Below are 12,732 nucleotides of genomic sequence, written 5' to 3'. Positions count from 1 at the left end.
CGGCGGCCGGGGGGCGTCCCCGGGTCAGGCCTCGAACGGCCGGGCCGGCCAGGGCGCCTCGGCGGGGCGCAGCGAGTCCACCCCGTCGCCCGCGAGCACCGCGGTGAGCGAGAGGACGCCCACGACCAGGCAGTTGTTGTGCAGGTCACCGGCGAGCACGCCCCGGACGAGCTCCTGCAGGGGCACCCGGGCCTGCTCCATGTCGGCCTCCTCCTCGGAGACCGCGAAGCGCTCGCCCTCGGCCTCCGAGAGGTCCCGCGCGAGGAAGATGCGCACGGCCTCGTCGCAGCCGCCGGGCGTGGTGTAGACGTCGGTCAGCACCCGCCAGTCCTCGGCCTTGACGTGGGCCTCCTCGTACAGCTCGCGCTGTGCGGCGTGCAGCGGGTTCTCGCCGGGGATGTCGAGCAGTCCGGCCGGGATCTCCCAGAGCTTGTGGCGCACCGGGTGGCGGTACTGCCGCAGGACGAGGACGCGGCCGTCGTCGTCGACGGCGAGCACGGCGACGGACCCGGGGTGGACCTGGTAGTCGCGGCTGTGGACGCTTCCGTCGGGCATCACGACGTCGTCGGTGCGGACGCTGGTCTTGTTACCGGTGAAGGGGGTCACCGTCGCGGTGACCTGCCACTCCTCGGGCGTGTCCTGGAAACCCATGTACGTCCTCCCACGAACAAACAGAAACCGGGGTACGTGTCCCTGAAGGACGCGTACCCCGGTCAACCGTATCGCTTCACGCGTCGGCGCCTTACGCGTCGGCGCCCTTCTCCTGTGCGGCGACCTTGCGCTCGACGGCGGCCTTCACCAGACCGGCGAAGAGCGGGTGCGGGCGGGTCGGGCGGGAGCGCAGCTCCGGGTGCGCCTGGGTGGCCACCAGGTAGGGGTGCGCCTCACGCGGGTACTCGACGTACTCGACGAGCTTGTTGTCCGGGGAGGTGCCGGAGAAGACCAGACCGGCCTTCTTCTCCAGCTCCGCGCGGTAGCCGTTGTTCACCTCGTAGCGGTGGCGGTGGCGCTCCTCGACGTACGGCTCGCCCGCGTAGGCCTCGCGGACCAGGGAGCCCTCGGCGAGCTTCGCCGGGTACATGCCGAGCCGCATGGTGCCGCCCAGGTCGCCCGCGCCCTCGACGTACGCGAGCTGCTCCTCCATCGTCGAGATGACGGGGTGGGCCGTGGCGGCGTCGAACTCGGTGGAGTTGGCGTCGGCGATCCCGGCGAGGTTGCGCGCGGCCTCGATCACGATGCACTGGAGGCCCAGGCAGAGGCCGAGCAGCGGCACCCTGTTCTCGCGGGCGTACTGGATGGCGCCGACCTTGCCGATCACACCGCGCTCGCCGAAGCCGCCGGGGATGCAGACGGCGTCGACGTCACCGAGCTGCTTCTGCGCGCCGGCCGGGGTCTTGCAGTCGTCGGACGCGACCCACTTGACCTTGACGCGGGCCTTGTTCGCGAAGCCGCCGGCCCGGATGGCCTCGGTGACCGAGAGGTAGGCGTCGGGCAGGTCGATGTACTTGCCGACCAGGGCGACGGTGACCTCGTGGTCGGGGTTGTGGACGCGGTCCAGCAGGTCGTCCCAGGTGGTCCAGTCGACATCGCGGAACGGCAGGTCCAGCTTGCGCACGACGTAGGCGTCCAGGCCCTCGGTGTGCAGCACCTTGGGGATGTCGTAGATCGACTTGGCGTCCACGCAGGCCACCACGGCGGCCTCGTCGACGTCGCACATCAGCGAGATCTTGCGCTTGATGGCGGTCGGGACGTCGCGGTCGGCCCGCAGCACGATGGCGTCGGGCTGGATACCGATGTTCCGCAGGGCGGCGACGGAGTGCTGGGTGGGCTTTGTCTTCAGCTCGCCGGAGGGGCCGATGTAGGGCAGCAGCGAGATGTGCACGACGAAGACGTTGTCGCGGCCGACCTCGTGACGGACCTGGCGGACCGTCTCCAGGAAGGGCAGCGACTCGATGTCGCCGACGGTGCCGCCGACCTCGGTGATGACGACGTCCACGTCGTCGGTGGCCATGCGGCGGATGCGGTGCTTGATCTCGTTGGTGATGTGCGGGATGACCTGGACGGTGTCGCCGAGGTACTCGCCGCGCCGCTCCTTGGCGATGACCTGCGAGTAGACCTGGCCGGTCGTGACGTTGGCCGAGCCGTCGAGGTCGACGTCGAGGAAGCGCTCGTAGTGGCCGATGTCCAGGTCGGTCTCGGCGCCGTCGTTGGTGACGAACACCTCTCCGTGCTGGAAGGGGTTCATCGTGCCGGGGTCGACGTTCAGGTAGGGGTCGAGCTTCTGCATGGTGACCCGCAGGCCACGTGCCTTGAGCAGGGCACCCAGGCTGGAGGCAGTCAGACCCTTGCCGAGGGAGGAGGCGACACCCCCGGTGACGAAGATGTGCTTGGTCGTCGTGGATGTGGGCTGCATAGCCAAAGGGGGCTCCCGTGGTCGCGATCGTGAGGTGCGTGCCGGCGTGCCGTCCGGAGTTCCGGAGGCGCCGTCGCTGCGGTTCGGGGGCCTCGTCCACTGTCGGGACGACCACCGGTCCACGGGCTACCAGGGTAACAGCGACGAGGAGAGGCTGCTTCCGGCCATGCCCCGTCCACTCCCGACACAAGATCATCACGACCGTTTACAGGTCCCACCCATTCGCCGAGGACGGGCGACGGACAACTTGTGGACAGGCGCGCGGATCTCCACGGTGCGTCGTATCCTGCTCGGACACTCGCTGCCGAGTTGGCCGGCCCAGCGGCTCCACCCCAGCCCGCTCACCCGTGCAAGAGCTCGTCGGTTCTATTACAACGACCCCTTGACCAGCAGTAAGCGCCCTGCGGGGCGACATGGCCGTTCGACTGGAGACGCACGTGGCCGGGCGCATCGAGGATTACGCACTCATCGGAGACATGCAGACCGCCGCCCTGGTCTGCCGGGACGGCACAGCTGACTGGCTGTGCCTTCCCCGCTTCGACTCGCACGCGATTTTCGCCGGACTTCTCGGCACCGAGGAGCACGGATTCTGGCGGCTCGGTCCCGCCCGCCCCGAGGGCGCCGAGCCCCCGGCGGCCGACCGGCGCCGTTATCGCGGCGACTCGCTCGTCCTGGAGTCGGAGTGGGACACGGACCGCGGCACGGTCCGCGTGACCGATTTCATGCCGCCGCGTGACGGGGCCCCGCAACTCATCCGCATCGTGGAAGGCGTGAGCGGCCGGGTTCCGATGCGCTCCGAGCTCCGGATGCGTTTCAGCTACGGACGCGTCACCCCGTGGGTCCACAAGGTCGACGGCCGTACGGTCGCCGTCGCCGGCCCCGACTCGGTCTGGCTGGACACCGACGCGGAGACGTACGGCCAGAATCTGACCACGTACTCCGACTTCACCGTGTCCCCGGGCGACCGGGTGGCGTTCACGATCAGCTGGCAGCCCTCGCACCACGAGCCGCCCGCCATGCCCGAGCCGGAGAACTCCCTGGAGGCCACGGAGAACTTCTGGCGCGAGTGGGTCGAGCACTGCACGTACCACGGCCCCTACCGTGAGGCCGTCGTCCGCTCGCTCATCACCCTGAAGGCGCTCACCTACGCGCCGACCGGCGGCATCGTGGCCGCCCCGACGACCTCGCTCCCGGAGGACATCGGCGGTTCGCGGAACTGGGACTACCGCTACACCTGGCTGCGCGACGCGGCGATCACCCTCTCGTCGCTGCTGCGCACGGGATACCGCGAGGAGGCCCGCGCGTGGCGCGAGTGGCTGCTGCGGGCGGTCGCGGGCGACCCGGAGAACCTGCAGATCATGTACGGCATCGCCGGTGAGCGGGAGCTCGGCGAGGCGGAGCTGGACTGGCTGCCCGGCTACGAGAACTCCGGCCCTGTCCGGGTCGGCAACGGCGCGGCGAACCAGCTCCAGCTCGACGTCTACGGCGAGGTCACCGAGGCGCTGCACCTGGCGCACATGACCGGTCTGACCCGCAACGACTACGCCATGGGCCTCCAGCTCAAGCTGATCAGCTACCTGGAGAAGCACTGGGACGAGCCGGACGAGGGCATCTGGGAGGTGCGCGGGCCGCGCCGGCACTTCGTGCACTCCAAGGTCATGGCCTGGGTCGCGGTGGACCGCACGATCAAGCTGATCGAGTCCGGCGACACGGACGGCCCGCTGGAGCGGTGGTACGAGCTGCGGGACGACATCCACCGCGATGTCTGCGAGCGGGGCTACGACCCGGAGCGCAACACCTTCACGCAGTCCTACGGCTCCAAGGAGCTGGACGCGTCGCTGCTGCTGATCCCGCAGATGGGCTTCCTGCCGCCGGACGACAAGCGGGTCATCGGCACGATCGAGGCGATCCAGCGGGAACTGTCCACGGAGGACGGCTTCGTCCTGCGCTACCCCACCGAGGGCGACGACGCGGGTGTGGACGGCCTGGAGGGCGACGAGGGCGCGTTCCTCGCCTGCTCGTTCTGGCTGGCCGACGACCTGGCGATGATCGGCCGGGTCGACGAGGCCCGCAGGCTCTTCGAGAAGCTGCTGTCCCTGCGCAACGACCTCGGGCTGCTGGCCGAGGAGTGGGACTCCCGGCTCCAGCGCCAGGTGGGCAACTTCCCGCAGGCGTTCAGCCATGTGCCGCTCATCGACACCGCGCTGCGGCTGACGGCCAGCGGGGCGTACGTCGGCTGACCCGGGACCGTGACGGGACCCTCCCCGCGGAACGGCCGATACCGTCGGCCGGGCCTACGATGGGAGGGTCCTGTCACGCCCTGCGAAGGGGGCACCGCATGACGCCCCGTACACCTTTGACGGACGCCGCTCTGACCGGCCTCCGTAGTGATTTCGCCGGTGAGGTCCACACACCCGGCGACCCGGGTTACGACGAGGCCCGGACCGTCTTCAACGGCATGATCGACCGCAGACCCGCGGTGGTGGCCCAGTGCGCCACCGAGGCGGATGTCGCGCGGGCTCTGCGTCTCGCCCGGGACCACGACCTCGAGGTCGCCGTGCGCGGCGGGGGTCACAGCGTGGCGGGCATGGCCCTGAGCGAGGGCGGTGTGGTCATCGACCTGCGCCGGATGCACACGGTGGGCGTCGACCGGGACGCCCGGTCGGCCCGCGTCGGCGGGGGCGCCACCATGAGCGATCTCGACCGGGCCACCCAGCCGTACGCCCTGGCGACCACGGGCGGGCGGGTCTCCACCACCGGCGTCGGCGGCTTCACGCTGGGCGGCGGGTCGGGCTGGCTGGAGCGCAAGTGGGGGCTGGCCTGCGACAACCTGCTGGCCGCCGATCTGGTGACGGCGGACGGCGGCACCGTGCGCACGAGCGCGGAGGAGAATCCCGAGCTCTTCTGGGCCCTGCACGGCGGCGGCGGCAATTTCGGGGTGGTCACCTCGCTGACGCTGCGGCTCCACGAGCTGCCCACGATGAGCATGGCGCTGCTCCTCTTCCGCCCGGAGAACGGCCCCGAGGCGGTCCGCACCTACCGGGACGTCATGGAGTCCGCCCCCGACGAGACGGGTGGCGGCTGCATCTACCTCACCGGCCCGCCGGAGGAGTGGGTGCCCGAGCCCATGGTGGGGAAGCTCGCGCTCGGGATGCTGTTCACGTTCGCGGGCACCCTGGCGGAGCTGCGTGACGTGATGGCACCGGTGCTGGCGCTGGAGCACGAGGCGGAAGTGATCGACGAGATCCCGTACGCGGATCTGCAGTGCCTGCTCGACGACCCGCCCGGGATGCGGAACTACTGGTCGGCGGAGTATCTGAACGGCTTCCCCGACGAGGCGGCGGCCGCCTACTGCGCCGCTGCGGCCACGATGCCGGTGCCCACCGGCACGCAGCACGTGCTGTTCCCGATGGGCGGCGCGGTGGCGCGCGGCCCGTCGGACTATCCGCTGCCCTGGCGTTCCTCCCCCTGGGCCGTGCACCCCTTCGGCGTCTGGGAGGACGCGGCCGACGACGAGCGGGTCAAGGAGTGGGTGCGCGGGGTGCGCTCCGCCGCGATGCCGTGGGCCAGCGGGGACGTCTACCTCAACTTCATCGGGCGGGAGGGCCAGGAGCGGGTCGTCGCCGGCTTCGGTGAGCAGGCCTACGAGCGGCTGTCCCGCGTGAAGGCCCGGTACGACCCCGACAACGTCTTCCACCTGAACCACAACATCAGGCCGGCGGTGGCCCTGGTGTGACGCGCCGGTCCCCGCCCGGTAGCTTCCTGGCCAGGGCGTTCGCCCGTCGCACACGAGTGGAAGCACGAGGCCGGGGCCAGTGGAGACAGAGGGCGGGATCACCGTGCGGCGGGCGCTGGAGCTGCCGGGCCTGCGCGCCGGGCTCCCCGAGGTCCTGACCTGCGAGAACCGGCTGGACCGTGTGGTGCGCTGGGTGCACGCGGGCGAGGCGCCGAACATCCCCGCCCTGCTCAAGGGCGGGGAGCTGCTGCTCACGACCGGGATCGGCATCGGATCACGCCCCGCCGAGCAGCGCGCCTTCGTCCGCAGACTGGCCGAGAGCGGCATCGCCGCCCTGGTGGTGGAGCTCGGTCCGCGCTTCACCCGGCTGCCGGCCGCGATCGTGGACACGGCTCGGACGGCGGGGCTGCCGCTCGTGCAGCTGCACCGTGAGGTGCCGTTCGTGGCGGTGACCGAGGCGATCCACACCGAGATCGTCAACGGCCACTACGCACTGCTCCAGCGGGCCGACGAGGTCCACAGCAGGTGTACGCGCGCCGTGCTCGGCGGCGGCGGGGTGCCTCAGGTCCTGGGGATTCTGGCGGACTTCGCCGCCAACCCGGTCTTCCTGGAGACCCCGGACGGCAGGCTCCTGTACGCGGCGGGCTCCGGGACCGGTCCGGTGGGCGCCGAGCCGCTCCAGGTCTGGGAGGGGCTGCGCGGCGGGCGTGCGGCCCGGGAGGCTCCCCCGGCCGGCACGGTCCTGGTGGATGTGCCGGGAGGCGGGCCGGGCACCGGTTCCGTACGCGCCCGGCTGGCGCTGCTCGCCGTGTCGGGGCCGTTGGCGGCGGTGCACCGGATGGCGGCCGAGCGGGCGGCGGGCATCATCGCCGTCGTGCTGATGCAGGCCCGCCAGGAGGAGGAGGTCGCGGCGCGTGGGCGCGGTGACTTCCTCACGGATCTCGCCGAGGGCCGGATCGCCCCCGGTGACGCGCCCGCGCAGGCCGGGGTGCTGGGCTTCAGGCCGGGCTCCGACGCGCTGCTGCCCGTGGTGATGCGGCTGGCCCCGGAGTCGGCGCCCTCGGGCAGCTGGGCGCTGCTGGCCCGCGCCGTGGGTGAGGAGCTCACGGCGGTGGGCGTACCGGTGCTGGTGGGGGTGCGCCCCGTGGAGGGCAGGGTTCCGCTGCTGCTGGCCCTGCGCGAGGGCACGGACCGGGCAGCGCTCGGTGACCGGGTGGCGGCGGCGCTGCGGGCCGGGGCCGAGCGGGCGGGGCTCGAACGGGCCGGGGACCGGACGCCGGTGGTCGTGGTCGTCGGGGCGGCGGGCGGCTGGGCGGCGGCGGGCGCGGGGCTGCGGCACGCGGCCGAGGCGGCGACGGCCGCGCAGGGGCTCGGGGAGCGCCCCTGGTACGACGCGCGCAGTCTGGACATCGACCTGCTGCTGTGGCGGCTGCGGGACCACCCGGATCTGGCGTCCTTCGTGGACCGGGCGATCGGGCCGCTGCGCGAGCACGACCGGACGTCACGACCGCCGCTGCTGCCGACGCTGGAGGCCTATCTCGCCCACGCGGGCCGCAAGGCGGAGGCCGCGCGCGAACTGCATCTGAACCGGCAGACCCTGTACAACCGGCTGGCCAGGATCGGGGAGCTGCTCGGCACCGATCTGGACGACCCGCAATCCGTGCTGGCCCTGAGCCTGGCCCTGCGGGCCCGGCGCCACACCTTCTGACGCCCGCGCTCCCGGTCTCCGGGGCTGGACCGCCGGACCCGGGTCAGCCTGCCGCCACGGGCGTCGCCAGCTCGTCGTACACGGAGAGCACATGGGCGATGGTGTCGTCCTCGGTCGGCCATCCGGCCGCCTGCTCGCGCCCGGCGTCGGCGAGGTGTTCGCGCCGCCCGGGGTCGCCGAGGAGCCGGGTGACGGCGCCGGCCAGCGCGGCGGCGTCGCCGTACGTGACGAGCTCGGCGGCGTCGCCCACGAGTTCGGGCAGGCCGCCGGACCTGGCCGCGACCAGCGGGACGCCGAGCCGCAAGGCCTCCTGGGCGAGCAGCGGTCCGGCCTCGCCCCGGCCCGCCAGCACCGCGAGGTCGGCGGCGGCGAGCAGGTCGCCGATGCCGTCCCGGCCCTCGGCGAGGACGACGGGGAGCCCTTCCTCCGCGACCCTGCGCCGCAGAGCGCCGGTCCTGGCCCCCTCCCCCACGACGGCCAGCAGGGGTACGGGGTCGAGCGCCCGCCACTCACGAGCGGCGTCCAGCAGCGCGTCATGGCCGTGCTGGGCCACGGAGACCAGCAACGGCCTGCCCACCGCGCCCAGTTCGGCGCGCAGCTTGCCGCCGTCGGCCGTACCGGCGAAGCGGCCCGCCGGGATCGCGGCCGGGGCGAGCCGGGCGTCCCTGGCTCCCCTGCGGCGGGCCCGGTCGACGAGGTCCCAGGAGGTGCCCAGCACAACGGCCGCCGCGCGGGCGGCCCTTCGCTCCAGCAGTCGCTGGAGCCGGCCCCTGGCGCCCTCCGCGTGGACGCGGGAGTGCCAGGTCACGACGAGCGGGGTCCCCCGGCCGCTGAGCGCGATCCCGGCGCGCAGGGCGGCGTGCAGGCCGTGGGCGTGGACGATGTCCGCGCCGGTGCACGCCGTGCGGAGAGCGGCGACGGCCGCGGGGTCACTGCGCCGGGGCACCGCGACGAAGCGTGCGCCGGTCGCCGGGAGGCCGTGGGCGCGGCCCGCGCCGGCGGGCGCGCAGACGGTGACCTGCACCCCCCGGGCGATCAGGCCCGCGGCGAGCGAGCTGACATGAGCGCTGCTTCCGGCACCGCCGCCCAGTACCTGGACCGTACGCAGCTGTGACACGTTGATCGGCTCCCGGGGCTCCCGAGTCGGTGGTATGTACAGCGCCAAGGATGCCAGTCCGTACGCGCGTTCCGGGACCGACGAAACGTTCTTCCCGTCGTCACGTCGCCGACGAGCGGAACCGCCCCACTCGTTCGAGTGAGCAGGGCGGCGCCGTGCTGACGTCCGTCGGCCGCTATCCGTCGGCCCGCGCGGTCTCCAGCAGTTCCTCCGCGTGTGCCCTGGCGGTCTCCGAGTCCTCCTGGCCGGCGAGCATCCGGGAGAGCTCCCGCACCCGGTCCTCGCCCTCCAGGACCGTGACCCCGCTCCTGGTCACCGATCCGTCGACGGTCTTCTCGACCAGCAACTGCCGGTCGGCGAAGGCGGCCACCTGGGGGAGGTGGGTCACCACGACGACCTGGGCGGACCGGGCGAGCTTGGCGAGCCGCCGGCCGACCTCGACCGCGGCCTTGCCTCCCACGCCCGCGTCGACCTCGTCGAAGAGATACGTCGGCACGGGGTCGGAGCCCGCGAAGACCACCTCGACGGCGAGCATCACCCGGGACAGCTCACCGCCGGACGCGCCCTTGGCGATCGGCCGGGGCTGAGCACCGGGGTGCGGGGCGAGCAGGAGCTCCACCTCGTCCGCCCCCGAGGGCCCGTAGAGCACGCTCCGGCCGCCGATGTCGATGCCGGACGCCTCGTCGGGCGCCTCCGTCTGGCCGATCGAGAAGGAGACCCGGGCATGCGGCATCGCGAGCGAGGCCAGCTCCTCGGTGACGGCTCCGGCGAAGCGCGCCGCCGCCTCCGTCCTGGCGTCGGTCAGTTCCTGCCCGAGGACGGAGAGTTCGGCGCGCAGCGCGTCGCGCTCGGCCGTGAGCTCGCCGATCCGGTCGTCGTCGCCCTCCAGCTCGGTCAGCCGGCCGGCACCCTCCTCGGCCCAGGCGAGCACGGCGCCGATGTCCTCGCCGTACTTGCGGGTCAGCGCGGTGAGAGCGGCGCGGCGCTCCTCCACGGCGGCCAGGCGCAGCGGGTCGGCGTCGAGCTGGTCGGCGTATCCGGCGAGTTCCCCGGCCACGTCGCCGAGCAGGATCGAGATCTCGCCGATCCGGTCGGCCAGCGCGGCGAGCGCCGGGTCGTGCGCCCGCACGGAGTCCAGGGACCGTCCGGCCGCGGCCACCACCGTGGTGGCGTCCACGCCCTCCTGGTCCTCCGGATCGCCCGCGAGCGCGGCGTGCGCGAGGGCAGCGGCGGAGGCGAGCGCCTCGGCGTGCCCGAGCCGCTCGGCCTCGGCCGCGAGCTCGGTGTCCTCGCCGGGCAGCGGCTCCACGGCGGCGACCTCGTCGAGGCCGAAGCGCAGCAGATCCGCTTCCTGGGCCCGCTCCCGGGCGCGGGTGGTCAGTTCGTCGAGCTCCGTGACGACCGCGCGCAGCCGCCGGTACGCGGCGGCGTACTTGGTGTGCGGGACCTCCACCCCGTCGCCGGCGTACCGGTCGAGGGCCCCCCGCTGCCGTGCGGGCTTGAGGAGCCCCTGCTGGTCGGTCTGGCCGTGGACGGCGACGAGTTCGTCGGCGAGCTCGGCGAGCACGCCCACGGGCACGGATCTGCCTCCGAGATGGGCGCGGGAGCGCCCCTCCGCGGAGACCGTGCGGCTGACGAGCAGCGCACCGTCCTCGATCTCGCCCCCGGCCTCCTCGGCGCGCACCGCCGCGGCGTCGCCCGGGGACACCGTGATGCGCCCCTCGACGACGGCGGCCTTGGCGCCGATCCGCACCAGGGCGGGGTCGGCGCGCCCGCCGAGCAGCAGCCCGAGGCTCGTGACGACCATGGTCTTGCCCGCGCCGGTCTCACCCGTCACCGCGGTGAAACCGGGTGAAAGCTCCACCACCGCGTCGTCGATGACTCCGAGCGACCGTATCCGCATCTCCTCCAACACGGACATGACCTTACGAGGTCCGGGGCCCGGTGTGCGACGGACCCCGGTGACCGGTTCACTCACGCGGGTGTGAGCAGAGGTCCCCCGGGCGTCCCGCCCATCAGTGCGGAGCGCCCCGCCAGCCCTGCACGGGCAGCGCGAACTTGGCGACCAGCCGGTCGGTGAACGAGGCCTGGTGCAGCCGCGCGAGCCGTACGGGCACGGCGCCGCGCCGCACCTCGACCCGGGCCCCGGCGGGCAGCTCCACGGTCCTGCGCCCGTCGCACCACAGCACCCCGTGCGGGGTGTGCGGCTGGACTTCCACGGCCAGCACCGAGTCGGGCGAGGTCACCAGTGGCTTCGCGAACAGCGCGTGGGCGCTGATCGGCACCATCAGCAGGGCCTCGACCTCGGGCCAGACGACGGGGCCGCCCGCCGAGAAGGCGTACGCGGTCGATCCGGTCGGGGTGGCGCAGACGATCCCGTCGCAGCCGAAGCCGGTGACCGGGCGGCCGTCGATCTCCAGGACGACTTCCAGCATCCGCTCGGGCGAGACCTTCTGCACGGCGGCCTCGTTGAGCGCCCAGTCGTTGTGCACGACGTCGCCGTTGCTCCGCACGGTCACGTCGAGCGTCATCCGCTCCTCGACCTGGTAGGCCCTGGTGACGACCCGGTCGACGACCTTGTCCAGGTCATCACGCTCGGCCTCGGCGAGGAATCCCACCCGTCCGAGGTTGACGCCGAGCATCGGGACGCCGGAGGCACGGGAGATCTCGGCGCCGCGCAGCAGCGTCCCGTCCCCGCCGAGCACGATCAGCAGCTCGCAGCCGTCCACGGCCGCGGGGGTCGCGTCCGTGACCGTCTCCACGGACGGCGGCAGCGGAAGGTCCTCGGCCTCCACGGCCAGCACCCGCACGCCCAGGCCGTTGCGCAGCAGGCCCTGGACGACGAGCTCGGCGCTGCGGATCGCGGCCGGGCGGCCGGTGTGTGCCAGCAGGAAGACGGTCCGTTCCGCGTTCCCTGGTTGTGCCGCATGCGTCGTCAACGGGGCCCCTCCGCCACTGCACGGTCGACGTCCGCGGGATCCAGCTCAGGTGCTCCGGCCCGCAGCCACAGAAAGTACTCGACATTTCCCGACGGTCCGGGGAGCGGGCTCGCCGTGACGCCCTGGACACCGAGGCCCAGCAGACCGGCCCGGCGCGCCACTTCCCGTACCGCTTCGGCCCGCAGCTCGGGGCTGCGGACCACACCGCCGCTGCCGAGGCGCTCCTTGCCCACCTCGAACTGCGGCTTGACCATGAGCACCAGGTCGGCGTCGGGCGCGGCGCAGCGCGCGAGCGCCGGCAGCACCAGGCCGAGCGGGATGAAGGACAGGTCGCCGACCACCAGGTCCACCGCCTTCCCGTCGATCTGCTCCAGCGTCAACTCCCGTACGTTGGTACGGTCCTTGACGGTGACGCGTTCATCCGACTGGAGCGACCAGGCGAGCTGCCCGTAGCCGACGTCCACGGCGACGACATGGCCGGCCCCGGCCCGGAGCAGTACGTCGGTGAACCCGCCCGTGGAGGCCCCGGCGTCCAGTGCCCGCCGTCCCTCGACCCTCAGTCCCAGGGGGCCGAAGGCGGCGAGGGCGCCCGCGAGTTTGTGCCCGCCGCGCGAGACGTACTCCGGGTCGCTGTCGTCCTTGACGACCACGACCGCGGCGCTGGTCTCGACCTGGGTGGCGGGCTTGGTCGCGGTGTTGCCGCCGACGGTCACCCGCCCCGCTGCGATCAGCTGGCTCGCGTGCTCCCGCGAGCGGGCGAGCTTTCGGCGTACCAGCTCGGCGTCGAGGCGGCGACGTGCCACTCCTGCCACTTCTCGT

Annotated in this window: 9 protein-coding genes; 3 read left to right on the top strand and 6 right to left on the bottom strand. The window is 73.0% G+C overall.

The window, feature by feature from the left end; translation table 11 throughout:
• Window positions 1–24: 24 nt before the first annotated feature.
• Together AMK10_RS28235 and AMK10_RS28230 are read right to left on the bottom strand one after the other, a co-directional pair.
• A complete protein-coding gene (locus AMK10_RS28235) occupies window positions 25–651 on the bottom strand; it encodes an NUDIX domain-containing protein (protein WP_073751110.1) in 627 nt (208 codons plus the stop codon).
• A 91-nt stretch (window positions 652–742) separates the two neighbouring features.
• Complete coding sequence (locus tag AMK10_RS28230) at window positions 743–2,413, bottom strand: CTP synthase (RefSeq protein WP_073751108.1); 1,671 nt, start codon at window positions 2,411–2,413, stop codon at window positions 743–745.
• Window positions 2,414–2,850: 437 nt separating this feature from the next.
• On the opposite strand from AMK10_RS28230, the gene AMK10_RS28225 reads away from it, so the two are divergent.
• The 3 genes from AMK10_RS28225 (at window position 2,851) to AMK10_RS28215 (ending at window position 7,857) form a co-directional block, all read left to right on the top strand.
• Complete coding sequence (locus AMK10_RS28225; protein ID WP_073751106.1) at window positions 2,851–4,653, top strand: glycoside hydrolase family 15 protein; 1,803 nt, start codon at window positions 2,851–2,853, stop codon at window positions 4,651–4,653.
• Window positions 4,654–4,751: 98 nt separating this feature from the next.
• Window positions 4,752–6,149 carry an FAD-binding oxidoreductase gene (locus AMK10_RS28220; protein WP_073751104.1) on the top strand — a complete coding sequence of 466 codons (1,398 nt, stop codon included), beginning with the start codon at window positions 4,752–4,754 and terminating at the stop codon, window positions 6,147–6,149.
• Between the two features lie 79 nt (window positions 6,150–6,228).
• Window positions 6,229–7,857, top strand: coding sequence for a PucR family transcriptional regulator (locus AMK10_RS28215; protein ID WP_073751102.1), 1,629 nt, complete (start codon window positions 6,229–6,231; stop codon window positions 7,855–7,857).
• 43 nt (window positions 7,858–7,900) lie between these two features.
• On the opposite strand, the gene AMK10_RS28210 is transcribed toward AMK10_RS28215, so the two are convergent.
• The 4 genes from AMK10_RS28210 to AMK10_RS28195 all read right to left on the bottom strand — a co-directional run bounded on the left by AMK10_RS28210 (window position 7,901) and on the right by AMK10_RS28195 (window position 12,725).
• Window positions 7,901–8,974, bottom strand: coding sequence for a glycosyltransferase family 4 protein (locus AMK10_RS28210; RefSeq protein WP_073751100.1), 1,074 nt, complete (start codon window positions 8,972–8,974; stop codon window positions 7,901–7,903).
• 175 nt (window positions 8,975–9,149) lie between these two features.
• Window positions 9,150–10,895 (bottom strand): DNA repair protein RecN, encoded by a 1,746-nt coding sequence (recN, locus tag AMK10_RS28205; protein WP_073751098.1) that lies wholly within the window; start codon window positions 10,893–10,895, stop codon window positions 9,150–9,152.
• A 94-nt stretch (window positions 10,896–10,989) separates the two neighbouring features.
• Window positions 10,990–11,913 (bottom strand): NAD kinase, encoded by a 924-nt coding sequence (locus AMK10_RS28200; protein WP_073751096.1) that lies wholly within the window; start codon window positions 11,911–11,913, stop codon window positions 10,990–10,992.
• Window positions 11,910–12,725 (bottom strand): TlyA family RNA methyltransferase, encoded by an 816-nt coding sequence (locus AMK10_RS28195; RefSeq protein ID WP_073751094.1) that lies wholly within the window; start codon window positions 12,723–12,725, stop codon window positions 11,910–11,912. The genes AMK10_RS28200 and AMK10_RS28195 overlap by 4 nt, the downstream gene beginning before the upstream one ends.
• Window positions 12,726–12,732: the final 7 nt, after the last annotated feature.

This window comes from Streptomyces sp. CB02058, assembly GCF_001905505.1.
Classification (GTDB): Bacteria; Actinomycetota; Actinomycetes; order Streptomycetales; family Streptomycetaceae; genus Streptomyces.
The sequence above is the reverse complement of the archived record's forward strand: the minus strand, read 5'-3'. Positions and strand labels throughout refer to the sequence as shown.

Bases quoted from the DNA above. Each gene is read 5' to 3' on its own strand.
- AMK10_RS28235 (WP_073751110.1), bottom strand. From the start codon at position 651: ATGGGTTTCCAGGACACGCCCGAGGAGTGGCAGGTCACCGCGACGGTG.
- AMK10_RS28230 (WP_073751108.1), bottom strand. From the start codon at position 2,413: ATGCAGCCCACATCCACGACGACCAAGCACATCTTCGTCACCGGGGGT.
- AMK10_RS28220 (WP_073751104.1), top strand. From the start codon at position 4,752: ATGACGCCCCGTACACCTTTGACGGACGCCGCTCTGACCGGCCTCCGT.
- recN (WP_073751098.1), bottom strand. From the start codon at position 10,895: ATGTCCGTGTTGGAGGAGATGCGGATACGGTCGCTCGGAGTCATCGAC.